The following is a 22,587-nucleotide window of genomic DNA, read 5'->3' on the forward strand; positions in this document are numbered from 1 at the left end:
TTTGTCATGCTACTCATTCCTCAGACAACAGGAGCGCCCAATGGCCTACTACAACGTACAAAAAATAGAAAATCAGCCGCCTAAGCAAGATGGCTGGTATGTGTTCAACTCAGAGGGTACCCAGATCAGCGGCCCATGGCCTACCAAAGGAGATGCGGAATACCACGCTAACGCCCTTGAACTGGCCAGAACAAACATCCTGCAGCTCGCAGAAAATCGGGGGTTCGAAGCAAAAGCAGGAATAGATGGCCACTCATACTCCGGAAAACTGCTCGGCATGAACGAACAGTTCATTCTCGTTGATGCGGGCCCAGTCAGAGCGCACTACTTCCCACGAAGCGCCTTTGAAAATCGTGGATTCTTGTTTGAAATTGACAAGATAATCGAGTTTAGGCTTGCATATGGCGCTGCGATTTCGACGAGAAAGGCAGCACCAATCCGCAGCAGAGGCTTATCCCTCTAATCAGCCAGCCACGCCTTCATCAGATTCTATCGACTTCGCGCAGTGTCCGGGGTCGATCTTGTCGAGCAGGCGGCACAACAGGCACCAGTGCCACACGCCATGCAAGACACCCTTGCCTGCACGGCTGCTGATGGTCTCATCCTCGCTACCGCCACACGCACCGCACGCTGACTTCCCGCCAGAACGGCAAGGAATGACCAGGCTATAGCGAACAGGCCAGCAACTGCGGCAAGCGCCCACATCATCAAGCGGATCAGGCAGGCCATTTGATCGCCTCCAGCTGCGCAGCCGCATCCGGCGCGGCAAGATCAACCGCATGGATGGCGTCTTCCAGCGCCTGGCGCTGACCAATGATCTGACCGCTGGCCACGGCATAGGCTTGTACCTTTTCGCGTACACGTGCGGCGAGATCTGCAAGCGGCAAACCACGTGCGCTAGCGATAGCGGTCAACAGCGGAGCAGGTGCGGACGGATTGACGGCAAGCGCCTCGGCTTCGCGCGTCTGCTGTCCCCAGCTTTGCACCTCGCCATCAGGGTATGCCGCAGACAGCGTAGCTAGCCGGCCAGATGCGTTGGCGTTTACCTCGGCCGCTCGTCGCTCTTGCAACGCAATCAACAATTGCATGCGTCGCCCAGCATCGATCAGCCAGCGCGCTCCATCCCAGAGGAACTCTGGGCCTGGCGGTGCAATATCGGTGGCGGCTACATCTACAGGCGTCACGCCCGGCTCACCAATGACCAACGGTGCACCACTCGCGGTCGACCACAGGGCGACACCGCGCCAGTCGGGGACGGTAGCCCACGCGCCATCGGCAAAAACAGCCGCCTCGCGCTCGCCAATTGACGGCGGGGCGTCGAAGGTGGCGAATGCCGGTAACAGGAATACGCCCGGCTCGCGCGGAGACTCGTGTGCCACGCTCTCACCCAGGAGGGTGCCGTTGTCAGCGTGATAGAGGTAAATGACCATGCTCAGGCTCCAATAGTGATGATGGGCAGGTAAATGCGGCGCTTGACGTTGTTTTCTGGTCCGCCTGAATCTCTGGTAAACGAATTGGTTGCGTACATAGTACCCACAAGACCTCCGGCTGAGCCGCTAGCACCTGTCAGGTCATATGACTGCAAGTGCTTGTGCGACCTGATTTCGTCCATACCTTCCGCTCCAATCTGCCGCCCAGTAACTGTTAGCGCAGCTGCCGTGGCGCTTGCCGTTGCATTATTGCTAATGTAGACAATATTCGCGCTTATTATGACTATTGATGTGTTTGCCGGAATTCCGGGACCTGACACCGGCATGCCGGCGTATAAGCCGCGTGTGCTGCTGATGCCAGACAGCGCGTTACTGGCATTGGTCATGTTGGCCGTCAGCGTCGATTGCTCATAGCCGCGGCCGGAGTCGTAGGATCGGGTATGCAAGCCGCGGTCATCCGGCACCCCGAACGTCGTCGCTGAGCCGCTGTTGCCATAACCAAACGGGAACAGCGTCAGCGTCTGCGCGCCGGATGCGGTCGCGTTGGCCGACAGTGTGATTGCGCTGACGCTGGTGATGCTGGCGACGGTTGCGCCGGCTGGAATCCCAGCCCCCTCGACCGGCATGCCAACCCACATATCGAGCGTGGTCGACAGGCCGGTGACGTTGACCGAACCGCTGGTTAGCGTGCCGCTGCGCGTCGGGCACAACGCGGCGTACAAGCTGGCGTAGCTGGTTCTGGTCAGCGCCGATCCGTCACGCACGACGGCCCACGGCGGCGGAGTGATGCCTATCCAGTCAAGCGGAAGTCCGGCGGGGAGAAGCATTGTCGGAAGAGGGTCGACAATCACCCAGTCTGCGCCGTCGTACTCGACATCAGCCAACTGTCCCGCCTTGATCACCGCCGAGACCTTGGCACCAGTGGCGTCGTACTGTTTGACGCTCTTCGCTGCCAGCCCAGACACCGAAAGCGTCGACGCTGCGCCGCTGTTCGCCGTGTGGAATTTAATCCTGTAGCGGGTATTGGCCGCGAGCGCGCCAAGCGCCATGCTTGGCGTCAGCGTATATGCCAACGCCGTGCCGGCGCTGGTGAATGCGGTGGCTGCTTGACTCACAATCTGCTCGACTAGTTCGTAGCCAGCTAACGTATTCGGGTTGGCACCTCCAATCACCTGTCCACGCGCATTAACAGTGAGACTACGGTACGTGTTAGCTGCCACACCTGACTTGCCAGCGAACATTTCAAAGACCAAGCCGGTCGTACCCAGCGTGATCGGCGCATCGGTCACCAGTTGCCAGATAGAGTCCGCGTTCGCGGTTCCCTGGTCAACCGACACAAACAGGCCCGGCGTGACATCGATGCTGATGTCAGCATCAGTAGACCGGAACCATGCACCTACAGCGACCACGTAAATGCCGTTATCCTTCGCTGCCGACTGGCATTTTACCAGCACGCGGTCGCCAGCCACGAGTGCAACTCCGTCGATCGTCTGCAGCCCGCTCAAAATAATTGACGTTGTGGTGGCAACGCGCACTGACTGCTTTCCATCCAGCTTGTTGATCTCGGCTGCGATCAGCGCTGCAACTTCGGCGTCTGTGGTGTACTGCGGATGCGGGTTCTGTTCGACAAGATGGCCGGCCATCACCTGGTCGACGTAGCTGCGCGGCGCTAGCACGACCGACGGGTCTATCTTGAGCTCGACCGAGCTGGTATTCGCTACGATCAGCACCATACGGATAATCTGGGTGCGCCCCGAGCCAGATGACAACACCGGCTTGTAGGTATCCGGGCAGTTGGCCACAGCACACAGATCACCGGCAGCATCGTACAGGCCGATCTCGCGGATCCACCAGTCGCCGATGTCTTCCGGGATGATCTGCTCGGCGATAATCTGGCTGGCGTTGGCCGGATCCACGAACAAGGTATTCAGTGGGGCACGGCGGTTTTCATGTACCAAGGCGGTCTGATTTCGGTTCGGGATGGGCGTGGCTCCGTTGCCATCTCCCACTGCCATTTTGGTGAGCTGCAGCATAGTGCCGAGGGCGGTGGCGTTGGCAAGCTTGGCCTCACCGATCGCGGTGAGGATAGCGAAATAGGTTTGTGCCATGGGTTAGTGGCTCCCCCTGATAGTGAGTGTGTCGATGGTATGTGTGCCGCCGCCGAACGCAGCGATGCCGGTGACGACAATCTCGCTCGGGGTGTACGGGTAGACGGTGGTGATCTCGCCCTGATAGGACGACAGGCCGATGTAAAGCCGGCACCGCGATTCAAGGCTGATAGCGAGGCCGACCAAATGGCGCGACAGCGGCTTGGCGTCGTCGATGACGCGCTCCAGCTCCTGGTACATCTCGTCGGTGATACCGGTTTCCAGCACGCCGACTTTTAGGCGGAACGTTCCGCGTGGTCCGCACGGGTTGGTTTGGAACCATTCAACCACCTCAATCAGGTAGCCGAGCGGCTCTACCACACGGCGCAAGGCGCCGATGGTGCCCTTGTGCTGGTGGACGAAGAACGAGGTCTTGATCACCCGGCGCTTGATGTGAGCCGGCCAGTTTTCATCCCAGCGGTCTACCGACAAGGCCCAGGCGAGGTAGGGCAGCATGTTCACCGGGCAGCGCTCAGGGTTCCACAGGTTGCGCAGCGGCACTGGCAGTGCCATGAACTCCGCCATGGCGCTGCTGGCGGCTTTTTCCAGCGGAGTGGATCCTGTCGGCAGCAGGGTTTTACTCATCGGCGCCGCCCATGGTTAGGGTGTAGCCGGTGCAGTGTCCCGCTTGGCTGGTAGTAATCACGATGTCTTGAGATGGCTTGGCCAGCTCCACGCGCTGTATGCCTTCGACGTGCAGTGCGGCGTAGATCGCCGAGCGTCGGATATCCCTGCCGATACGGCGCTGTTTGCTGATGAAGTCCCGCAGCGAGGCTTCGGCCGCGGCGCGGATAGGCTCGGCTTCTGGGCCCGGGAAAAAGAATAGGGTCGCTTCGATGACATACGGCACGATCGCAGCGCTTTGTACCGTGACAAAATCACCAACCGGACGGATGTCTTCATCGTCTAGGGCTGTTGCTACGACAGTCACCAGATCGGCCGGTGCCGCACCATCGCCGGCGCGAGCCAGTACCGTGACGACAACCTCGCATGGAGCCGGACTGACGGCTTTCACGTCGGCCACACGTGGGTCTGCAGACAACGCATGAAATTCGTAGGCACCGCGCGGTCCTGCGACAGAAAGTCCTTCGAAGGCCAGCTGTGCACGTGCTCGGAACTCGTCGTTACTCTCCATGACTTCCGGCACCGGCGGTGCCGCATCGGGTTCTGCTGGCTGGATAATCTTGCGCTCGGTGTCCAGATTGGCCGCAATCACGTCAAGATCACTATCAAGCGCGTAAGCCAAGGTGACGGCCTTGGCTGCTTCGTTGATGCGCTGGCGCAGAATCATCTCGGTGTAGGAATTCTCTTGCAACAAAATGGTGAGCGGTTCGGTTTCCAGAGCCAGCGTGGCAGCAACCTGGTCGCGGATGTCGGCCGGCACTGCTGTGATCAGGCGATTCTTGCGCTGTTGCAGCAGGGTCTCGTAATCGATCTCCTCGATCACCTTCGGCGCGGGCAGCTGGGTGAGGTCTACAGATGGCATGTCAGGCTTTCATGGGAATCTGCAGCTTGCTGCGCTGGCCGGCGCCCGGGCCATCGCGGCGAGTGATATCAAGGTCGGCGTACAAGGATGAGGCTTCATCGCCCTGCTGCAGAATGACGCTATTAAGCGCCACCCGAGGCTCCCAGGATGCGATGGCCATGGCGGTAGCGGCCATCAGCTGCATGCGGGTTTTGCCATTGAGCGGCTGGTCGATCAGATCCGGAATCAGGCTGCCGAAGTCGCGGCGCATGACGCGGGTACCGATGGGGGTGTTGAAAATTTTGGCGATGCTCTGCTTGATGTGGTCGAGGTCGCTAAGCTGAGCGCCGGTGGCTGCATTCAGACCGATATAGCGGGCGGTCATTGCGGTCCTCCAGTCATGCCACCGATGCTGTCTCGGTGCGTATGGCCATCTTGCAGGATCTCATCGGAAGTGAAGCTGCCACTCTTGTGGTGGAAGTCGCCATCAAACTCGACGTCGCCCTTGATGACGGTCTTAGCGCCGGCGTCTCCACCTTGCCCAGCCATGCCGGCCATGTAGGTGAGCAGCGCCTTGAGCAAGGTCTCTCCGTCAACGGTGAGCTTGCCCAGGATGTGGACGTCACCGGTGAACTCGGTTAGCGGACAGTCGACGGTGCATTTCTCGGCGGCCCCGATCAGGCCCGTCTTGATGCCGGTTGCCGACAGTGCGCCGGTGGCATGGTTGTAGATGATGCGGGCACCGTCAGGATATGCACGGACGTGCTCATCCGGACTGCTAGATGGGGCTGGGTGGGCATCTGAAAACAGGCCGACCAGGGAAAAGCCGGTGGATGGATCGCCGCTTGGACTGAAAAACACACACTGCTCACCCACCGTCGGCGGGTCCCATTCAGACGTATCGCCGGCACGCAGGGAAACCCACGGCCGCCAGGCGGTGATCAGCTTTCCAGATTGCACGCGTACGCGCGGTGGTGCCATCTGCACTTCGGCGATGGTGCCGTAGCGGATCAGGCTTTCCAGCCGGCGAATGAGGTCTGCGATTTCGTCCATACGGCGAGTGTGCCGCGCGCGCGGTGGCTGGTCGCGGGATAGTCGTCGTGCAGGCTGCTGGCACGACGTGAAGCGGGTGTCATCGTGCCAAATGCTTGATGGTCGCGTCGCTGACGGCCTCAATATCGACATCGGTGAAGCCGAGCAGTTGGCGGATTGGGTACTGCACATCGGGGCTGCCCTTCTGTGCGCGGTCGCGCAGACCATACTGGTGAACGCGGGCAATGCGCTCCACCTCACCGACAAAGCCGATCACGGCTGCGTCTGGCTTGGCCTCGGTCTTGAGGTACTTGGCGGTGCGCAGCCTGGCGAACATGGTGCGGCGAAGTTTCCCTTTCCGCTCGCGGATCTGCGGCTTGCGCTTCTCGAATGCTGTACCGTCCGGGTTGAGCTGGGCAGCGATACGACGCTGCTGGCTCTGGCGCATCTGCTTTGCAATTTCGCGCGCCAGCTCACGGCGCGCCTTGCCATCCATATTGGCCAGCAGGCCGGCGAGCTGATCCTCAAACCGCTGTACTGTCATATACCAGCTCGTCCTTCACGAAAATCCGCAGTCGCTCCGCCATTGGCCACGTCTTACCCAGGTCAGGTTCTGGCAGATGGGTAGCAATGGTGTTGGTGCCATCGCTGGTAACGCTAACGCGCTCGGTCAGCTTCAGCTGCAGGCGCAAATCACAGGTGGTGTGGTTGAGGATCTCGGCTTCGAAGGTGATGGCCTCCTTTGCCCTGTCCGGGTTTTGCATAGCAGCTGGCTCGTTGGCGCGTAGCCACTGCAGCAGCGGGATCATTACCGTGTCCGGGTGCTGGTTGAAGTCGAGCAAGCCGATTGTCAGCGTGTAGCGGTACTCGAAGCTGGGGCCACCAAGGCCAGAGGCAATCTGACCCGCTTCGATGAACATCACCAAGCGGTCGGGTTCGTCTTTCAGGTATGGCAAAGCCGCCTCTATGGCAGCGCGGCAACTGGCGGGCTTGTTCATCGCATGGCTTTCTCGGCAGCGGCCTGGCACTCAACACAGCGAGTGCAGCCGGGTACTTTTTCACGACGCAGCGGCGGGATCTCGTAGCCGCAGTCGTAGCAGTGGCTCAGACTGCCTCCACGCCGGCGGGCGGCTTCAGCCTGGCGTGCCAGCGCCGTTTCACGCTGGCGCTGCTCCAGCTCCTGGGCACGGTCGAAAATGTCTGTCATCGCGTGCCCTTCTCCATGGCCTTGATGATGCATGTGGTGTCAGCCTTGGTGTCATGCATCGGCCCCTCGATGCCGCAGCGTGCGGCGATCGGCTCGACACCGGATGCGATCGCATCTGCGACCAACTGCTGGCGGTGCATGGTGCAGGCGACGGGCGATGCGGCCAGCGCGAAGGCCAGCAGCAGCGCTGTGATGGTGATGGCGTGACTCATTGGTGATTGCTCGCAGTGCGTTGCTGACAGGCAAGTTGGGTGTCGACCTGGATAGCGCAGGCCTCAAGTGCTGCGCGCGTGTCCAGCAGGCTTTGTGCCAGCTGGCGGTTGACCAGCGGGCGATTGGCCGGGATCCGGCACGCCACTACCGGCGCGCAGGCCTGCGTCACGATCGGCTTGGCTGGCGGGATCACCACCGCTGGCGGTGTTGTCGAGCAGGCTGGCAACTGAGTCAGGCAGGCGAGTGTCGCCCCAAATACGAGCAGCTTCGTCTTCATGGGTGATAGCTTCCAGTTTGACGGCGCGCGCCGTCGCGTTGCGGGTGATGGTGTCGAGGCGCTGCAGCTGGGCAGCGACGTCTGCCGACTGCTGCCGATTAAGTTCGACCAGGGCGAGGATCTGGCCGCTTTGCGTGCTGATCGTGGTCTCAGCCGTTTTGAGCTGGCCAGTCAGCAGATCACGCTGGGTGTTGGAGGCGGTAAGCTGTTGCGTCAGCTTTGTGTTGTCACTCTGCTGCTGCCAGATGGTGAAGCCGGCGCCGGCGGCCAACAGAGAGCAGACCAGCACAGCCAGCCATTTCAGGTTGTCGCGGATCCAGCTCATGCGGCCAACCTTTCAGCCTTGGCATAGGCAGCGGCCAACTTGGCGTCGTAGAGGTTTTCCTTGTATGCCGGTCCATTGTACCGACGGGCAAACTCGGCCCACTTCTTAGCCTTCAGTGCCTTGAGCAGGGCCGGATCATCCTCAATGAAGCGGATGAAGGCATCGAGCTGATTTGCCTCGCTAAACATCATCAACAGCTGGAAGTCATCTGCGCTGGCATAACCTAGCGTCTGCCAGTGGTAGCCCATCACCTGAAACAAGCCCCAGCTACAGGATTCGACGGCGATCTGTTGGGTGGTGACACTGCGCAAATTATCGAAGCGTGACCACTCTGCCGTGCCGCCGGCGTAACCGCCACGGTTCGGACTGACCAGGTTTGGATAGCGCAGCGCCAGCGTATCAATTGGCAGACCTGACGCCTTGGACTGGCGGTAGGCGACGTGGCGTTCCAGCAGAATGACCGGGCGGCCACAGTCCAGAAAACCGGAGCCGCGCGACTCTACTTCATTCACCGCCTTGACGCAGGCAAGTTCCACACCCAGGCGATCAGCAGCGGCTTGCAGGTCCGCTTCCTTCAAACGTCGGTTGCAATCCTCACCACGCAGCACTGCCATGGTCTTGGGACCGGCCACACCATCAACCACCAATCCGGCGCGACGCTGGATAGTTGCGACGGCGGCCTCAGTGGCATCGCCGAACCAGCCATCGACGATCAGGCGTGTACCGTGCAGATTGATCCGACTCTGCAGATCATGGACGGCGCTTCCGTGGTCTCCCTTCTTGATGATTACAGCCATTTTTCTTTCCTCAGCCAGCGGGTGATGGGGTTATCGGAGATATCGTCGCTGCGTCGGAACAGCTCAACTACATTGCCGCGCATGGCGACGATGGCCAGGCACAGCACAAGATTAAGCAGCGTCTGTGCATAACCGATGCTGGTGAGCAGCAGATCGATGGCTGCTTGCGTGAAGTCCGGCAATAGACAAAGCAGCAGGATGGCAATGGCGAAGGCACCGGACGCAACGGTCAGGACATACGCCAGCATGCTGGCCAGCGGCCGGTGGGTACCGCCTTCGCGGCGGAACAGGATCAGGCGCAGGCAAATGGCGGCGGCCAGCAGTGCATTGAGCAGCATGGTGGTGGTCATTTCCCGCCCCCTTTCAGACCAGACAACAGGTCGGCCGGGTTGTCGGCCTTGTTGATCATCCAGATCAGCACTTTGATCACCAGGGCAGAAGCAACCAGGGCACCGACGCCGATGGACACTTTGACGCTGGCAGGCAACACGGTGGCAATAAGGTCAGCGGCCAGCGTTGCACCAATCAGGCCGGCGATAGTGGCCAGAAACAGGAAGATCAACTTCTGGATGCCCCCCAGCTCACGGCTGGACATGACGAACACGGCCGCGCCGGAAAATGCGCCAAGGACGGCACCGGCATCTAGGCCGGGAAACAGCGCCAGCAGGCTGACACCGGTGATGGCGGCGGTAGCTACAGTGGTGGAGGCGGGTTCTGCCATTTTCAGTCCCATAGGTTGACCAGCTGGCGGGTTGTTGCAGCTGGCTGAGTTGGTAAATCGGGCAAGGTGACGACAGTACCTAGCGGCAAGATCGGGCCGAGGTCTGCCAGTCCATGGTTGGCTGCATAGACCTGCTCGGTGATACCGGCAGTTCGGCCATAGTGGCGCTGGCAAATCTGGTCGACGGTGTCGCCCTGGTTGGCAATGACTCGCATCAGATCAGCTCGATCGTGGTGCGCTGCTGGCCAGTGATATCGCTGATGGCCCAGCGGCTGTCGCGGCGCAGGTCATCGACGGTGGTGTCCAGCTCGTCTGCCTTCTTGTTACCGGCTGCAGTGCTATCAAAGCTGCGATAGCGCTCGGTTAGAGTGGCCGTGGCATCGCACAGCACGGCACGCTGCCAGCGCTGCACCAGCATGGAGGTGCCGTCAATATCATCGGCAGGTACCGCGTCCAGACCGGCATAACCGGCGGATTGCTGTGTACGGCGCCAGTCTGCAAGTTGGCTGTTGACGCTGGCGATCGCCTCGATCAGCGCACCACGCAGGCGCTCTGCAGTAACCGTACCGTCCAGACGCATGGCTGCACGAGCGGCCACCGGATCCAGCTCGGGCCAGAATGTGCCGGAACGGATGGCATTGCCATCGATCTGGCTGCCTGTTGCGGGTGGATTGGCGGGTTGGATTAGCATGTCGGCTCCGGGTGGGGGCGGTGGAGGGGGCTTTGATCAGACGATGCTGTCGCCGCCCCCTGCCGCCCTGGTGCGCGGGGTACGCTCGGTTAACCGCCGGGGGCGGTATTGTTCTTGATGGCCTTCTCGATGCGCTCGATGTCCTTTACCACGCCGACCTTTTCGTGCAGGGCCTTGGCGCGTCTTAGGTTGGCGAGTGCAGCAGCTGGATCGGATGCCTCTTGCAGCAGGCCAAGCTCCTTATGCAGCTTGGCGCGCACCTGATCGTGCATGTCTTCAGCTTCGGTAAGTGCTTGGCAGCGATGCAGGATGGCCGTTTCGAAATGCTGCTTGCCATCTCGGGCGCGCTTGGCCGCATCAGCCACCTCCTCTGCCAGCGTGGTGGCAGTAGTGCGCTGATAGCGGTCAGGCATGACGAGCTGGTACGGCAGCGCGTACTCGGCGATGTCGAGCGCGCCGCTGTAGTCGCCAGCATCAATGCGCCACAACATCACCGTCATCAGCACATCATCCTGGGCTCCTTTACCGACGGAGATAGCACCTTCCACCCATGGGGCGTAGTCAGGAAGCAGCTTGCGCTTGAGTTCGGCCTTGGCCTCCATGGACTGGACGTCTTTGAGACGTCGGCGGTCTTCGGCAAGCTTGAGCAGCATCAGTTCGTATTGGGTGCAGTTTTCCAGCGGCTGGCCAGAAACTGCCGAGGCGGAGGCCTCGGCAGCGGTGGCCCGCAGGAAATGGGCGCGGGCGGGGCTAGTCATCAGACCACCAGCTCGATGTTTTCGATCAGGCAACCGGCTTCATAGCACTCGACCACGTAGGCGTCGTTGCTCGACTCGTAGTTGGCGATCTGGTTGTAGTCCGGCTCTTCGCGCACGTGGCGGCGGCGGGCGCCTTCCTGGAAGTAGATCGACAGATTGGACAGGGGGGTAATCAGCATCTTGCCGGCCGGGAAAAACGGCACGCGCACGGCGGGCAGGTTGCCGATACGCTTCTGGCTGATGACCAAGTCCGCCGCCAGCTGTTCGGTCGGCGCATTGTCCTTATTGAGGATCGGGAAGTATTTGTCGGCAAGCAGGTCGCGGCCAACGATCACCACCAGATCCGGGTGCTCGGCGAATACTTCGTGGATCAGGTTATTGGTGGCATCGAATACCATGGCGTCCAGGTTCTTGTAGCCATCAGCCGGAGCGACATTCGGGCCGATCTGAACCTTGTTGGTACCCGCCTTGACCTCTTTCATCACGCGCGACGGCGCATTCTCGCGGTATTGCTGCAGCCAGCCCTTGTTGACGTCCTGCAGCAGCGGGTTGGTATCGCGGTCGGTATCTTCAGCGACGGATACGCCGTTGAAGCCGATCATGATGCGGTCGAGCGCCTGCTGCTTGATGATGGCGTCGCGCAGGCGGGTCTGGAAGTCCTGGAACTTGGCCCACATGTCGATCTGCGCATACGGGATACCCGTGTCGAAGTCGGTCTTTTCGCAGCGGTACTTGCCGGACACGAAGTCCGCCATCGAGCGCGGCTGGCGCTTCTTGTTGGTGGTGGTCTTGGTGCGGCCAGCGATAGTGCCGATCACGCCCAGTCCGAGCTTTTCGCCTTCCTGATCGGTGACCGGTACGACGTTGATGGTGCCAAGGAAGGCGCTGGACAGCTGGATCTTGTTCTCCAGCGTCTGCTGGACTGTCGGGGAAACCGTGAAGGATTTTTCAGCCGTGGCCACACCGTTCAGTTTGGCGACCTGGGCGGCAAAGGCTTCGTACAGTGGGCGGGTTTCGTTACGCATGGATTGTCGTCTTTCTGGAGTATGGTGGATTAGCAGTCGGTGATGGCAGCTGTGGCATTGCCGCCAGGCGTGCGGTCACGGCGCTGGCCAGCCGGCTCTTGGCTGAGTTTCTGCACCAGGGCGGCGTGGTCGGCAGACAGTTTTTCCAGCTCAGCTTTCAGTGCGTCGGACTTGGCGCTGCCGGCTTCCAGCTGGACGTACTTCTCCAGCAGCGCCCGCTGACTTTCTGCGATGACGGTGATAGCGTCCTGCAGCTCCGTGAAATTGGTGTCGCTGGATTTCTTGAAGGCGCTGACCATGCCCTTGATTTTGGCGGCGAAGCCATCAATCAGACCGGTGCTTTCCTCCTCCAGCTCAAGGGTGAATTCGACGGCTTCGGTGAAAAGATTGTCTGGATCAGCTTTATGCTTGGCCAGCGGGCTTTTTGCCGCCTTGGCGCAGAAAGCCAGCATCTCGGTGCCGAGGCTGGCAGGGTCGTCGGTAACGGCCAGACCGACAAGATAGGCTTCGCCGGTGTCGGCAAACTTCGGGTTGACCTCGATCGAGGTGTAGATCTTCTGCCGGTCTTTGGTGGTGATGGTGACCAGCTCATCGGTGGGATCGATCACCGCGAACAACTCCAGCTTACCTTCGCTGTTCTCGGCAGCGCTCAAGGACAGTACGTCGCCATAGCGTTTGAACGTTCCATCATGGCTATAGCCCTTGATGTGCTCCATATTCACGCGCGCGCCGAACTTCTTGGGGTCGTAGTTCTTTGCCATCTGCTCGATCCACGAGCGTTCGATGATGCGGCCATCGGTGGTAGCGCCTTCAGTGGCGACGCGGAATTTCTTGGACTTGCCTGCCATGTGCGGATCCTTTTGCGGTTTTGCCGTGGGCTGATCGGGTCAGATGCGCCCATGCTGAAACGCTGACGCGCCCCATTCAACAGGTGCCGGCTGTGCTGGCTTTTGGCACGACAAGCACATGTCCGCTGGCTTTTGCGCGCGCGTCAGACTGGCGGGTATGAGTGATATCACCACACCACAAACACCGGACCTTGATCCGCGTCGCGCAGCAAGATCCTTGTACTGGCAGGGATGGCGTATCGCGCGCATTGCCGAGCACCTTGGAGAGAAGCCGGCGACGATTCACAGCTGGAAGAGGCGCGACTCCTGGGATGATTCGGATCCGACAGAACGTATCGCCTCCACCATCGAATCCCGTCTGCAACAGCTGATCCTGAAGGAACACAAGGAAGGGATCGACTTCAAGGAGATTGACCTGCTCGGGCGGCAGGTCGAGCGCATGGCGCGAGTGGGCAAGTACCAGGAGACAGGCAAGGAGATCGATCTCAATCCGAAGATCGCCAACCGCAATTCGGTACCTAAGCGCCAGCCGGAAAAGAACGCCATCAGCGAAGAGCAGCAAAAGTTGCTCGAGGAGGCCTTCCTCGACCGGATGTTCGACTACCAGAAACACTGGTACCGGGCAGGCCTGGTCGAGCGGATCCGCAACATCCTCAAGAGTCGCCAGATCGGCGCGACCTACTACTTCGCCCACGAGGCCTTCATCGATGCGCTAAAGACCGGGCGCAACCAGATCTTCCTCAGTGCTAGTAAGGCGCAGGCCTTCCAATTCCGCAGCTACATCGTGGACTTCGCCAAGGAGGTGGCTGACGTCGAGCTGAAGGGAGAGGTCATCAAGCTGCCTAACGCGGCAGAGCTGATGTTCCTCGGAACCAACAGCCGAACAGCCCAGGGTCGCCACGGCAACTTGTACCTGGACGAATACTTCTGGATCCCGCGTTACCGTGAGCTGAAGAAGCTGGCCAGCGGCATGGCGTCGCAAAAGCAGTACCGGATGACCTACTTCTCGACGCCGTCTGCGATGAGCCACGAGGCGTATCCAGTGTGGACGGGAGAAGCGTTCAACAAGGGGCGCCAAAAGATCGAGCACGTCAAGCTTGATCTGAGTCATGCCGCACTCTGCAAAGGCTTAACCTGTCCTGATGGTCAGTGGCGCCAGATCGTGACCATCCTGGACGCACTGGCTGGTGGCTGCGACCTATTCGACTTAGACCGACTGAGGCTTGAGAACACGCCGGAGGAGTTCGCGCAGTTGTTCATGTGCCAGTTCATTGACGATGGCGAGTCGGTGTTCGGCTTTAGCCTGATGCAGCGCGGCATGGTGGACAGTTGGGAGGTATGGGATGACTGGAAGCCATTTTCACTACGACCGTTCGGCAACAAGCCGGTATGGGTTGGGTATGACCCATCGAATGGTGGTGACAAAGCAGCGCTGGTGGTGCTGGCACCGCCGATGGTGCCGGGTGGCAAGTTCCGTATTCTTGAGCGGATCCAGTTTCATGGCTCGGACTATGAGGGGCAGGCCAAGATGATCAAGGCCACCTGCGATCGCTTCAACGTTGCGTACATCGGTATGGATGTGACCGGCATCGGTTCTGCGGTGTACCAGCTGGTCAAGCAGTTCCGGCCAGATACGGTGACATTCACGTACAACGTTGAGCTGAAAACCAAGATGGTGCTGAAGGCGCTAAACGTATTGCACAACGGCCGGCTTGAGTACGATGCCGGGCACACGGATATCGCTGCCAGCTTTATGGCAATCAAGAAAACCCTGACGGCATCTGGCCGACAGGCCACGTATCAGGCTGGGCGATCTGAAGATACCAGCCACGCCGATATTGCATGGGCAGCCATGCACGCACTTTTCAACGAACCGCTGGAGGGGGCGACAGCGGCCAACTCCAGCTTTATGGAGATTTCCTGATGGCCAAGAGACACCGCTCTCGGTTTACCCCTCACGTACCGCCGGCTCACCTTGCCACGCCCCGGCCTGCTGATAAGATCGAAGCCTTCACATTCGGAGACCCGACTCCGGTGCTTGATCGGCGCGAGATCATGGACTATGCCGAGTGCCTGAATGACGGCAAGTGGTACGAGCCGCCGATCAGCTGGGAAGGCCTGGCGCGCAGCTGGCGCGCTTCGGTGCATCACAACAGCGCGATCGCGGTGAAACGCAATGTGCTGGTCAGCACCTTCAAGCCGCACCCGCTCCTGTCGCGCTCTGCCTTCGCCCAGGTGGTGACCGACCATCTGGTGTTCGGCAACATGTTCCTGCAACAGGTTAAGAACCGTCTGGGCGGGTTGATGAGTCTGGATCCGGCACCGGCGAAGTTCACGCGGCGCGGGGTGGATCTGTCCAGCTACTGGTGGGTACCGTCCTACAACCAGGAGCGGCAGCTCGACAATGTGATCCACCTGATGGAGCACGACATCAACCAGGAGGTCTACGGCCTGCCCGAGTATCTGGCTGCGCTCAACAGTGCCTGGCTGAATGAGTCGGCCACGCTATTTCGGCGCAAGTACTACCAGAACGGTAGCCACGCCGGCTTCATCCTGTACATGACAGATGCGGCCCAGCAGCAGAGTGACGTCGACGCATTGCGCAAAGCACTGAAGGACAGCAAGGGGCCGGGCAACTTCCGCAACCTGTTCATGTACGCGCCAAACGGTAAAAAAGAAGGGATACAGATCATCCCGATCAGCGAGGTGGCCGCAAAAGATGAATTCTTCAACATCAAGAACGTCACCCGAGACGATGTACTGGCGGCGCACAGGGTACCGCCGCAGCTGATGGGGATCATCCCGAGCAATACCGGTGGCTTCGGCGATGCGAGCAAAGCGGCCGAGGTGTTCTACTACAACGAGATCATGCCGCTGCAGGCGCGGCTGCAAGAGATCAACGAGATTATCGGCGAGCAGGTGATCGACTTCGGCCCCTACCAGCTAGCGCTGCCGCCAGCCGCCTGATCCGACCCGTCAGCCACACAACCATCCAGGCCACCATCAGGTGGCCTTTCTGCTGCCCAGGCGGCGAGGTTCGTGACCACCCCCTACCCTACCAGCACCCAGCGCGCGCGCTCATGACCCCGCCACGCCCCCGGGCTTCATGTGTGGGAAAACGTGCAGCTGCATGAATCGGCTGTAAAGCCCGCCCGTGCTGGGCATCACAGGGGGTGGCAGCACGCTGGAAAACTTGCGGATTCATGCAGCTGGAGGGGGTGTTCATGCAAGGATTGGGAGTTCAAGTACTGGGTAGGGGGTTTGGAAAAAGGTAACCACCACGCCAAGCATGTATTTTTACAACGCAAGTGCTTGATATTGCTTGTTTATTTTTGTTACCGGCAAAGGTAATTTCAGGTAACACAAAAGGTAACACACTGATAAGTCATTGATTTGTATAGGTGTATGTTTAGTAAAAAGTTACTTCTTATTTGGTAACCTGATTACTTCTAAGTTACCTCGATGTTACTTTTTGCCAAACCGCTGTAAGCCTTATATGGCGCGGCTTATAGCCGTGTTCTGCATCACTGGTTACCGATGTTACCTTTTTTCTGACCACGGCCATGACTTTGAAAAATGCCTGCCTACACACGTAGGGGCGCGCATGCGTGAGGTCTCTTACGTGCATGAAAAAAGCCCCGATCGCTCGGGGCTTGTAGCTGTGGTCATATCATTCACTTACAGGGGCGAAGCCATTCAACTCCGGCGACCAGTTGCACTTTTCGCATCGGTGTTTTCCATTGGGGCACTTACACAGGCGCATTCGCCCGCAGCGCGGGCATCCAGTATCACCGTTTTCATAGTCACCAAGTGCCCACTCCTTCCATAGCGCGGCCTGTGCATCCATCAATTCAACAAAGGCTTTCTGATATAGCTGCATCTACTGCCCTCCCTTGATCTCCTTGGCCATCGCCTTCAATTGCGGCAGCAAGATCGACTCGATCAGCTTCTGCTTGCTCTTGGCCGTGCTGTGCTTGAACACGAAATCGAGCTCTTGGAATACCGCCGGCGTGCAACGGAACAGCACCGCCTCTGACATCTTGCCGCCACCCTGGTCGTACTCCGGAACCGAGATAACCTTGTATTGAGGCTCATCGATGCCAGTACCTGCGGCTGGCGCCGCCTCGTGTGCATCAGCGCCGGCAATAAAGCTAGCCACGGCTGCGGGATCTGACGGCTGTACAGCACCAGGTAGTGCCCGTTTGAATCGGTTACTGCTCATTCCACCTCCCCAAAAATTTCATACGACAGCAGCTGTACCTCAGCCCGGGCTTTGCTGTTGTCCATTTCCACGACGCCACGTCCCTCCAGTAGCGCGTCACGATATACCTTTCGATCACGAATGATACTGCTGGCCAGCTCGATCTCAGGGTAGTCGGTCAGCAGCTCGCGGGCCTCGGCCACCTCGGTGATGCTCGGGTTGGTCGGCGCCCTGGTGATCACTGCCTTGACCTGCAGGCTCATGTTGATCGACTTAGCCATGCCGATCACCTCGCTCATGTGCTCAAGGGTTTCCAGATCCGCGATGCTCGCCTGGATCGGCATCAGCATCACGTCGGCCGCCATCATCGCCGAGCGCAGTTCCTTGCTGTCGCGGCCGCCAGCATCGATGATCACCAGCTCGTAGCGCTTGGCCAGATCCTTGGCCGTGGCGAACACCTCTCCCGTCTTCTGCGCGCAGTGGATCACCTGCAGGCCTGCGTCGTTACGACGGCCGATCCACTTGCTCGCGGTGCCCTGTGGATCCGCGTCCAGCAGCATCACGTCGACGCCGCGCTTGGCCATCACCACCGCTAGGTTGCTGCCCAGGGTGCTCTTACCTGCACCGCCCTTTTCACCGCCGACCAATAAGATCATAGCCTATACTCCGATATGATATGAAATCATACGATATGATATCACTTGTAATATATGAATAAGCGCCACAATTGGTGGCGCTATATGTTTAGACCAACCCGCCCAGCCGTTCTGTCTGCCGGTGCAGGTTTCCGTGCAATGGCTGCAACAGGTACATCAAGCTGGCGGCGTGCAGCGGCTTGTCCTCTGCGCTTTGCAGCAGGCCCAGCAGCAGTTCGATCGCTTCATCGATGCCGGCCACGTCCGATACCACCGCACGCAGGGTGTTGAGGTTGGTGGTGACGGCCTGCAGTTCATCGAGCATCTCGTCAAATCCGGCGGCTTTGAGCACATCACTGTCCATGCCACGCAGGCGCTCCATCCGGGTTTGCAGATTCATCAGGTGAAACAGTGTGGGTGCGCTCATGATCACAGCCCCCCGATGCGGTAAACGGCGAAGCCATCAAGGTGGTTGACCACGGCAATGCGTTTGCCAAGGTGGCCAAGCTCGCGGCGGGCGTAGCCGGTAGCTTGCTCGCGGGTGGCGAAAAAACCGATGGATTGGGGCTTGCTACGGAACAGGCGCGTAAGTGCGCAGAGAATTTGGGCCATGATGGGCTCCTGACGTTTCGAGAGATTGAGAACCACCGTATGCGGGTGGGGGTGCTCTCAACGCACGTCAGCGCGTCCGGGGCGTTACCGTCACCCGACACCCCCCTTGATCTGTATGACCCGCGTGCAGACGCACGTTAGCCGATAGAGGGCATAAAAATACCGCGATACAGTCGCGGGGTGCTGCTGACGAACTTGAGAGAGATTGCAGAATACGGTCTGTTGATCAGACCGTCAAGCACAACAGCCAAGCATGATGTCTATCATGCTTAACCAATTTCATGATGGCGTGTCTTGTGTGCTGGAGATGAACACAGCGTTTTTGTAGAAGACTGCTGATTTTTGTAGAAGTCACGTCACGCTAAAAATTGGCGCTAGTCCTCGACTAGAAAAGCAAAAAGCCCCGAAATTCGGGGCTTAGCGCTGTGGTACTGGCGGAGAGATAGGGATTCGAACCCTAGTGCGGCATACGCCGCCCACTGATTTCGAGTCAGGGCCGTTTAGCCTCTCCGGCATCTCTCCGCGATCAGTGGGACGCATTATAAGCAAGCAGAATCGAAGGCGTCAACCATTTTTTCAAATTGGCTTTCAATCAATTTTTATCGCACTTAGCCCAACTTGCGCTCACGCCACAAGGTCACCCCGGCGAGCAGACCCAAAGCCAGCGTCACCAGGCCCATACCGAGCCCCTCGGCCAACGTCGGCACTTCGCCCAGCGCCAGCCACGCCATCATGACCGCCACGGCAGGAACGGCCAGGATATTCAACCCGGCCATACCGGCCGACAAGCGCGTCAGCAGGCTCATCCATGCCAGCCAGCCCAGACCGCCAGCCAACACACCGGCAAACAAAGAGACCCACAACAAGGACCACGAGAACACCAGCGGCTGCGCCGGAAAGAGCGGCAACAGTAGCAACAAGGGTACGGCACCCCACAGCATTTGCCAGAAGGTCAGCGCCAGCGTGTCGACCTTATGCTGGGTTCTGAGTTTTTTTGCGATGATGGCCGCGATAGCCCATACCAGGCCGCCGCCAATGGCCAGCACATCGGACAACCAGCTACCGGACAGATTCCACGGCTCGAGAATCGCCAGCAGGCCGGCAAAAGCCAGACCCACCGCCAGCCATTGCACTTTCAGCAGGCGCTCGCCCAGATAAACACGCGCAAGCAACAGCGTCCAGAACGGCATGGTGTAGCACAACACCGACACCTTGCCCGCCCCGCCGGCAGCCAGCGCCAGATTGGTCAGCAGTACAAAGCCTGCCGTCTGGGTCAGGCCCAGCAAAAAGGTCGGCACAAAAGGCGGTGGACGCAACGGGCGCTTGCTTAACAGCAAAATGACGCCCAGCGTTGCAATAGCCAGCACGGTACGCAAGAGGCCCAACTGGGCGGCGCTGGCATAGGCCAGCCCCAGCTTGGTGACGATCCAGTTCCCTCCCCACACCAGCCACAAAAAGGCGAGGGTCAGCACACCGGACATCGAATAACGCTTGGACATGAATGAAATACACAATAAAAAGGACGGGCCATGCCCGTCCGGGGTTAAGCGGCCACCTGGCAAGGTGGCCGGCATCAATCAGACATCCAGATTCTTGGAGACGATTTCGTAAACATCACGCGATAGTTCAGGCTGCGCCAGAATACGCGCAAGCTCGGCACGCATCAGCGCGCGCCGCTTGGGCTCAAGCTTTTGCATGCGGTTGAACACCTGAACCAGACGGCTGGCGACTTGCGGGTTGAAAGCATCAACCGCCAGCACCTGATCGGCCATAAAGCGGTAAGCCGAACCGTCGGAGGCATGAAAAGCCGCCATATTACGCCCGAAGGTACCAAGCAGGCTTCTGGCCTTATTAGGGTTTTTCAGCGAAAACGCCGGATGGGCCAGAGCCGCCTGCACCTGTTGCAGGGTGTCCGGCCGCTGCGCGCTGGCGATAAAGGCAAAATACTTGTCCATCACCAAGGCTTCCTGCCGCCATTGCCGGTCAAAAGCCTCCAGGCACTCGCGTCGCGCTTCACTGTCATGATCACGCAAAGCGTTCAAGGCGCCGATCTGGTCCGACATATTGTCGGCCACCAGATACTGCGCCTTGGCGCTTTCCACCGGCCAGGCATCAGGCAAACGGCACAGCATGGCCAATGCCAGATTTTTCAGCTGGCGCTGACCGGCGTCTTGCGGCCGGTAGCTACGCGTCTGGTTCAGCTTCAGCGTTTCGTGCCACTCGCCGCGCAGCGACTTAGCCAGCTGCGTCAAAACGCTCTCGCGCACCGCATGGATATGCGCAGGATCGGCCTCGTCCACCATCTCGAGAATATCCGCCTCGCCAGGCAAACTCAGCATCAGGGCTTTAAACGCAGCGTCCAGCGTCAAATCCGTCAGGATGGTACGCATTGCCGCGACCAGACTCTCCGGCAAGCGCAGTTCACGCCCGGCAAGCGCATCACCCAGCAGGCGCACAAACACCCGCTCGGACAGTTTTTGCCCCGCTTCCCAGCGGCAGAAGCTGTCGCTGTCGTTTGCCATCAAAAAAGCCAGCTCGTCGTCGCGCCAGTTGTAGTCCAGCTTCACCGGGGCGGAAAAACCGCGCAACAGCGAAGGAACAGGCTCGCTGTCTATGCCGGTAAAACGGAAGCTCTGGCTTTGCGCCTTGACATCCAGCACTCGCGTGCCAACCGTCGCCACATCCTCGCCCTCCAGCTGCAGGGGCAGATCCTGACCATCGCGCCCCACCAGCCCCAGCGCCAGCGGGATATGCAAAGGCAGGACATCAGCCTGCCCTGGCGTGTGCTGCGTCACCGTCAGGCTGTATACCCGGTCGGCCGCATGATACTGGCTGCTCACTTTCAATACCGGCGTACCAGCCTGGCTATACCACAGGGCAAACTGGTCCAGATCCATTCCGTTTGCGTCCGCCATGGCCGCACGGAAGTCGTCACAGGTCACCGCCTGGCCATCGTGGCGTTTGAAATAAAGCGCCATGCCCTTCTGGAAGCCCGCTTCACCCAATAAGGTGTGATACATGCGCACCACTTCGGCGCCCTTCTCATACACCGTCATGGTGTAAAAGTTGTTCATCTCGATATAAGACGCCGGGCGGATGGGGTGGGCAGTCGGGCCGGCATCTTCCGGAAACTGCAGCGCACGCAATGACTTCACATCCTCAATACGCTTGACCGCGCGACTGCCCAGATCGGCCGAAAACTCCTGATCGCGGAACACCGTCAGCCCTTCCTTGAGCGACAACTGAAACCAGTCGCGGCAAGTTACGCGGTTGCCGGTCCAGTTATGAAAATACTCGTGACCGATCACCGCCTCGACGCCCTCGAAGTCGGCATCGGTCGCCGTATCCTGACGTGCCAACACATACTTGGTATTGAAGATATTGAGGCCCTTGTTCTCCATCGCCCCCATATTGAAATCGCCAACAGCCACAATCATATAGATGTCGAGGTCGTACTCGAGGCCGAAGCGCTGCTCGTCCCACTGCATGGCATGTTTGAGCGAGGCCATGGCATAGTGCGATTTATCCAGATCGGCCGGCTCGGTCCATACTTCCAGCGCAACGGCACGGCCACTACGTGTGGTAAAGCTGTCTTTCAGCACGGACAGGCGGCCGGCAACCAGGGCAAACAGATAGGCTGGCTTTTTATAGGGGTCAACCCACTTCACCCAGTGACGCTTCTTGTCCAGCGTGCCCTCGCCCACCTTATTGCCATTGGACAAGAGGACGGGATAGGCCTGCCTGTCGGCGATGATGGTGGTGGTGAACTTGGCCATCACATCCGGACGGTCGAGGTAATAGGTGATTTTTCTAAAGCCCTCGGGCTCGCACTGGGTAAACAGATTGCCGCCGGAAGCATACAGGCCCATCAGGCTGGTATTGGCGGCGGGTTCCAGCTCGGTTTCCACTTCGAGAATAAAGCTGTCCGGCACATCGGTAATCGTCAGCGTCTCGCCTTGCAGGCTATAGCGCGACGCGTCCAGCCTATCGCCATCCAGCAGTAGCGAAACCAGCCTGGCAGAACCGTCCAGCACGAGAGCGCCCTCTTGCCCGCCGCCCAGCTTGCGCCGCATCACCAGACGCGATTTAACGCGCGTAGCCATTTCGCCCACGTCAAAAGTCAGATCAACCTTGTCGATCAAAAAATCCGGTGCCTGATAATCGGCTAAATACTTGATATCTCTTTGTGTACTCACGCTTTGT

Annotated in this window: 29 protein-coding genes and 1 tRNA gene; 4 read left to right on the forward strand and 26 right to left on the reverse strand. The window is 59.4% G+C overall.

What is annotated here, in order from left to right:
- Nucleotides 1-40: 40 nt before the first annotated feature.
- A complete protein-coding gene (locus GQF02_RS13615) occupies nt 41-463 on the forward strand; it encodes a hypothetical protein (RefSeq protein WP_160797880.1) in 423 nt (140 codons plus the stop codon).
- A 253-nt stretch (nt 464-716) separates the two neighbouring features.
- On the opposite strand, the gene GQF02_RS16020 is transcribed toward GQF02_RS13615, so the two are convergent.
- The 11 genes from GQF02_RS16020 to lysC form a co-directional block, all read right to left on the reverse strand.
- Complete coding sequence (locus tag GQF02_RS16020) at nt 717-1,430, reverse strand: hypothetical protein (RefSeq protein WP_235930200.1); 714 nt, start codon at nt 1,428-1,430, stop codon at nt 717-719.
- Between the two features lie 2 nt (nt 1,431-1,432).
- A complete protein-coding gene (locus tag GQF02_RS13625) occupies nt 1,433-3,538 on the reverse strand; it encodes a phage tail protein (RefSeq protein WP_160797882.1) in 2,106 nt (701 codons plus the stop codon).
- Between the two features lie 3 nt (nt 3,539-3,541).
- Entirely contained in the window at nt 3,542-4,162 is a 621-nt protein-coding gene (locus GQF02_RS13630; RefSeq protein ID WP_160797884.1) for a phage tail protein I, read from the reverse strand.
- Nucleotides 4,155-5,063 (reverse strand): baseplate assembly protein, encoded by a 909-nt coding sequence (locus GQF02_RS13635; protein WP_160797886.1) that lies wholly within the window; start codon nt 5,061-5,063, stop codon nt 4,155-4,157. Before GQF02_RS13635 ends, GQF02_RS13630 begins: the two co-directional genes overlap by 8 nt.
- A 1-nt stretch (nt 5,064) precedes the next feature.
- Nucleotides 5,065-5,427, reverse strand: a complete 363-nt coding sequence (locus tag GQF02_RS13640; RefSeq protein ID WP_160797888.1) for a GPW/gp25 family protein — start codon at nt 5,425-5,427, stop codon at nt 5,065-5,067.
- The gene (locus tag GQF02_RS13645; RefSeq protein ID WP_160797890.1) at nt 5,424-6,095 is read right to left on the reverse strand and encodes a phage baseplate assembly protein V; all 672 of its coding nucleotides are present in this window, start codon (nt 6,093-6,095) and stop codon (nt 5,424-5,426) included. The genes GQF02_RS13640 and GQF02_RS13645 overlap by 4 nt, the downstream gene beginning before the upstream one ends.
- A 79-nt stretch (nt 6,096-6,174) precedes the next feature.
- Nucleotides 6,175-6,618 (reverse strand): phage virion morphogenesis protein, encoded by a 444-nt coding sequence (locus GQF02_RS13650; protein WP_160797892.1) that lies wholly within the window; start codon nt 6,616-6,618, stop codon nt 6,175-6,177.
- Nucleotides 6,599-7,072 carry a phage tail protein gene (locus tag GQF02_RS13655; protein WP_160797894.1) on the reverse strand — a complete coding sequence of 158 codons (474 nt, stop codon included), beginning with the start codon at nt 7,070-7,072 and terminating at the stop codon, nt 6,599-6,601. The genes GQF02_RS13650 and GQF02_RS13655 overlap by 20 nt, the downstream gene beginning before the upstream one ends.
- Entirely contained in the window at nt 7,069-7,281 is a 213-nt protein-coding gene (locus GQF02_RS13660; RefSeq protein ID WP_160797896.1) for a TraR/DksA family transcriptional regulator, read from the reverse strand. Before GQF02_RS13660 ends, GQF02_RS13655 begins: the two co-directional genes overlap by 4 nt.
- Nucleotides 7,278-7,493 (reverse strand): hypothetical protein, encoded by a 216-nt coding sequence (locus tag GQF02_RS13665; RefSeq protein ID WP_160797898.1) that lies wholly within the window; start codon nt 7,491-7,493, stop codon nt 7,278-7,280. Before GQF02_RS13665 ends, GQF02_RS13660 begins: the two co-directional genes overlap by 4 nt.
- Nucleotides 7,490-7,771 carry an Rz1-like lysis system protein LysC gene (gene lysC / locus GQF02_RS16235; protein ID WP_220789486.1) on the reverse strand — a complete coding sequence of 94 codons (282 nt, stop codon included), beginning with the start codon at nt 7,769-7,771 and terminating at the stop codon, nt 7,490-7,492. Before lysC ends, GQF02_RS13665 begins: the two co-directional genes overlap by 4 nt.
- Here lysC and GQF02_RS16240 point away from each other — a divergent pair.
- The gene (locus GQF02_RS16240) at nt 7,770-8,123 is read left to right on the forward strand and encodes a hypothetical protein (protein ID WP_220789487.1); all 354 of its coding nucleotides are present in this window, start codon (nt 7,770-7,772) and stop codon (nt 8,121-8,123) included. The genes lysC and GQF02_RS16240 overlap by 2 nt on opposite strands.
- On the opposite strand, the gene GQF02_RS13675 is transcribed toward GQF02_RS16240, so the two are convergent.
- The 8 genes from GQF02_RS13675 to GQF02_RS13710 all read right to left on the reverse strand — a co-directional run bounded on the left by GQF02_RS13675 (nt 8,093) and on the right by GQF02_RS13710 (nt 12,936).
- Nucleotides 8,093-8,893 carry an N-acetylmuramidase domain-containing protein gene (locus GQF02_RS13675; protein ID WP_160797902.1) on the reverse strand — a complete coding sequence of 267 codons (801 nt, stop codon included), beginning with the start codon at nt 8,891-8,893 and terminating at the stop codon, nt 8,093-8,095. The genes GQF02_RS16240 and GQF02_RS13675 overlap by 31 nt on opposite strands.
- Nucleotides 8,884-9,243 carry a phage holin family protein gene (locus GQF02_RS13680; RefSeq protein ID WP_160797903.1) on the reverse strand — a complete coding sequence of 120 codons (360 nt, stop codon included), beginning with the start codon at nt 9,241-9,243 and terminating at the stop codon, nt 8,884-8,886. The genes GQF02_RS13675 and GQF02_RS13680 overlap by 10 nt, the downstream gene beginning before the upstream one ends.
- On the reverse strand, nt 9,240-9,614 hold the full coding sequence (locus GQF02_RS13685; RefSeq protein ID WP_160797904.1) for a putative holin: 375 nt from the start codon (nt 9,612-9,614) through the stop codon (nt 9,240-9,242). Before GQF02_RS13685 ends, GQF02_RS13680 begins: the two co-directional genes overlap by 4 nt.
- Nucleotides 9,615-9,616: 2 nt before the next feature.
- Complete coding sequence (locus tag GQF02_RS13690; protein WP_160797905.1) at nt 9,617-9,829, reverse strand: tail protein X; 213 nt, start codon at nt 9,827-9,829, stop codon at nt 9,617-9,619.
- Nucleotides 9,829-10,305 (reverse strand): head completion/stabilization protein, encoded by a 477-nt coding sequence (locus GQF02_RS13695; RefSeq protein ID WP_160797906.1) that lies wholly within the window; start codon nt 10,303-10,305, stop codon nt 9,829-9,831. Before GQF02_RS13695 ends, GQF02_RS13690 begins: the two co-directional genes overlap by 1 nt.
- Nucleotides 10,306-10,394: 89 nt before the next feature.
- Nucleotides 10,395-11,063 (reverse strand): phage terminase small subunit, encoded by a 669-nt coding sequence (gpM, locus tag GQF02_RS13700; RefSeq protein ID WP_160797907.1) that lies wholly within the window; start codon nt 11,061-11,063, stop codon nt 10,395-10,397.
- Nucleotides 11,063-12,088, reverse strand: a complete 1,026-nt coding sequence (locus GQF02_RS13705) for a phage major capsid protein, P2 family (protein WP_160797908.1) — start codon at nt 12,086-12,088, stop codon at nt 11,063-11,065. The genes gpM and GQF02_RS13705 overlap by 1 nt, the downstream gene beginning before the upstream one ends.
- 29 nt (nt 12,089-12,117) lie before the next feature.
- Nucleotides 12,118-12,936 (reverse strand): GPO family capsid scaffolding protein, encoded by an 819-nt coding sequence (locus tag GQF02_RS13710; protein WP_160797909.1) that lies wholly within the window; start codon nt 12,934-12,936, stop codon nt 12,118-12,120.
- Between the two features lie 157 nt (nt 12,937-13,093).
- Between GQF02_RS13710 and GQF02_RS13715 the strand changes: the two genes are divergently transcribed.
- Nucleotides 13,094-14,860, forward strand: coding sequence for a terminase ATPase subunit family protein (locus tag GQF02_RS13715; RefSeq protein WP_160797910.1), 1,767 nt, complete (start codon nt 13,094-13,096; stop codon nt 14,858-14,860).
- A complete protein-coding gene (locus GQF02_RS13720) occupies nt 14,860-15,903 on the forward strand; it encodes a phage portal protein (RefSeq protein ID WP_160797911.1) in 1,044 nt (347 codons plus the stop codon). The genes GQF02_RS13715 and GQF02_RS13720 overlap by 1 nt, the downstream gene beginning before the upstream one ends.
- A gap of 913 nt (nt 15,904-16,816) precedes the next feature.
- Here GQF02_RS13720 and GQF02_RS13725 read toward each other — a convergent pair.
- The 7 genes from GQF02_RS13725 to pepN all read right to left on the reverse strand — a co-directional run bounded on the left by GQF02_RS13725 (nt 16,817) and on the right by pepN (nt 22,580).
- On the reverse strand, nt 16,817-17,095 hold the full coding sequence (locus GQF02_RS13725) for a hypothetical protein (protein ID WP_220789488.1): 279 nt from the start codon (nt 17,093-17,095) through the stop codon (nt 16,817-16,819).
- A 59-nt stretch (nt 17,096-17,154) separates the two neighbouring features.
- Nucleotides 17,155-17,793: an AAA family ATPase gene (locus GQF02_RS13730; protein ID WP_160797915.1), complete on the reverse strand. Its 639-nt coding sequence runs from the start codon at nt 17,791-17,793 to the stop codon at nt 17,155-17,157.
- A gap of 88 nt (nt 17,794-17,881) precedes the next feature.
- Nucleotides 17,882-18,199 carry a hypothetical protein gene (locus GQF02_RS13735; RefSeq protein ID WP_160797917.1) on the reverse strand — a complete coding sequence of 106 codons (318 nt, stop codon included), beginning with the start codon at nt 18,197-18,199 and terminating at the stop codon, nt 17,882-17,884.
- A 2-nt stretch (nt 18,200-18,201) separates the two neighbouring features.
- Nucleotides 18,202-18,384 carry a hypothetical protein gene (locus GQF02_RS13740; protein ID WP_160797919.1) on the reverse strand — a complete coding sequence of 61 codons (183 nt, stop codon included), beginning with the start codon at nt 18,382-18,384 and terminating at the stop codon, nt 18,202-18,204.
- Nucleotides 18,385-18,816: 432 nt separating this feature from the next.
- Nucleotides 18,817-18,906, reverse strand: a tRNA-Ser gene (locus GQF02_RS13745).
- A gap of 86 nt (nt 18,907-18,992) precedes the next feature.
- On the reverse strand, nt 18,993-19,883 hold the full coding sequence (locus GQF02_RS13750) for a DMT family transporter (protein WP_124735622.1): 891 nt from the start codon (nt 19,881-19,883) through the stop codon (nt 18,993-18,995).
- 78 nt (nt 19,884-19,961) lie between these two features.
- Nucleotides 19,962-22,580: an aminopeptidase N gene (pepN, locus tag GQF02_RS13755; protein WP_160797921.1), complete on the reverse strand. Its 2,619-nt coding sequence runs from the start codon at nt 22,578-22,580 to the stop codon at nt 19,962-19,964.
- Between the last annotated feature and the right edge of the window lie 7 nt (nt 22,581-22,587).

This window comes from Craterilacuibacter sinensis (assembly GCF_009831765.1).
Taxonomy (GTDB): Bacteria; Pseudomonadota; Gammaproteobacteria; order Burkholderiales; family Chromobacteriaceae; genus Craterilacuibacter; species Craterilacuibacter sinensis.

Coding starts and splice junctions, on each gene's coding strand:
- GQF02_RS13615 (WP_160797880.1), top strand. CDS start 41: ATGGCCTACTACAACGTACAAAAAATAGAAAATCAGCCGCCTAAGCAA.
- GQF02_RS16020 (WP_235930200.1), bottom strand. CDS start 1,430: ATGGTCATTTACCTCTATCACGCTGACAACGGCACCCTCCTGGGTGAG.
- GQF02_RS13625 (WP_160797882.1), bottom strand. CDS start 3,538: ATGGCACAAACCTATTTCGCTATCCTCACCGCGATCGGTGAGGCCAAG.
- GQF02_RS13630 (WP_160797884.1), bottom strand. CDS start 4,162: ATGAGTAAAACCCTGCTGCCGACAGGATCCACTCCGCTGGAAAAAGCC.
- GQF02_RS13635 (WP_160797886.1), bottom strand. CDS start 5,063: ATGCCATCTGTAGACCTCACCCAGCTGCCCGCGCCGAAGGTGATCGAG.
- GQF02_RS13640 (WP_160797888.1), bottom strand. CDS start 5,427: ATGACCGCCCGCTATATCGGTCTGAATGCAGCCACCGGCGCTCAGCTT.
- GQF02_RS13645 (WP_160797890.1), bottom strand. CDS start 6,095: ATGGACGAAATCGCAGACCTCATTCGCCGGCTGGAAAGCCTGATCCGC.
- GQF02_RS13650 (WP_160797892.1), bottom strand. CDS start 6,618: ATGACAGTACAGCGGTTTGAGGATCAGCTCGCCGGCCTGCTGGCCAAT.
- GQF02_RS13655 (WP_160797894.1), bottom strand. CDS start 7,072: ATGAACAAGCCCGCCAGTTGCCGCGCTGCCATAGAGGCGGCTTTGCCA.
- GQF02_RS13660 (WP_160797896.1), bottom strand. CDS start 7,281: ATGACAGACATTTTCGACCGTGCCCAGGAGCTGGAGCAGCGCCAGCGT.
- GQF02_RS13665 (WP_160797898.1), bottom strand. CDS start 7,493: ATGAGTCACGCCATCACCATCACAGCGCTGCTGCTGGCCTTCGCGCTG.
- GQF02_RS16240 (WP_220789487.1), top strand. CDS start 7,770: ATGGGTGATAGCTTCCAGTTTGACGGCGCGCGCCGTCGCGTTGCGGGT.
- lysC (WP_220789486.1), bottom strand. CDS start 7,771: ATGAAGACGAAGCTGCTCGTATTTGGGGCGACACTCGCCTGCCTGACT.
- GQF02_RS13675 (WP_160797902.1), bottom strand. CDS start 8,893: ATGGCTGTAATCATCAAGAAGGGAGACCACGGAAGCGCCGTCCATGAT.
- GQF02_RS13680 (WP_160797903.1), bottom strand. CDS start 9,243: ATGACCACCACCATGCTGCTCAATGCACTGCTGGCCGCCGCCATTTGC.
- GQF02_RS13685 (WP_160797904.1), bottom strand. CDS start 9,614: ATGGCAGAACCCGCCTCCACCACTGTAGCTACCGCCGCCATCACCGGT.
- GQF02_RS13690 (WP_160797905.1), bottom strand. CDS start 9,829: ATGCGAGTCATTGCCAACCAGGGCGACACCGTCGACCAGATTTGCCAG.
- GQF02_RS13695 (WP_160797906.1), bottom strand. CDS start 10,305: ATGCTAATCCAACCCGCCAATCCACCCGCAACAGGCAGCCAGATCGAT.
- gpM (WP_160797907.1), bottom strand. CDS start 11,063: ATGACTAGCCCCGCCCGCGCCCATTTCCTGCGGGCCACCGCTGCCGAG.
- GQF02_RS13705 (WP_160797908.1), bottom strand. CDS start 12,088: ATGCGTAACGAAACCCGCCCACTGTACGAAGCCTTTGCCGCCCAGGTC.
- GQF02_RS13710 (WP_160797909.1), bottom strand. CDS start 12,936: ATGGCAGGCAAGTCCAAGAAATTCCGCGTCGCCACTGAAGGCGCTACC.
- GQF02_RS13715 (WP_160797910.1), top strand. CDS start 13,094: ATGAGTGATATCACCACACCACAAACACCGGACCTTGATCCGCGTCGC.
- GQF02_RS13720 (WP_160797911.1), top strand. CDS start 14,860: ATGGCCAAGAGACACCGCTCTCGGTTTACCCCTCACGTACCGCCGGCT.
- GQF02_RS13730 (WP_160797915.1), bottom strand. CDS start 17,793: ATGATCTTATTGGTCGGCGGTGAAAAGGGCGGTGCAGGTAAGAGCACC.
- GQF02_RS13735 (WP_160797917.1), bottom strand. CDS start 18,199: ATGAGCGCACCCACACTGTTTCACCTGATGAATCTGCAAACCCGGATG.
- GQF02_RS13740 (WP_160797919.1), bottom strand. CDS start 18,384: ATGGCCCAAATTCTCTGCGCACTTACGCGCCTGTTCCGTAGCAAGCCC.
- GQF02_RS13750 (WP_124735622.1), bottom strand. CDS start 19,883: ATGTCCAAGCGTTATTCGATGTCCGGTGTGCTGACCCTCGCCTTTTTG.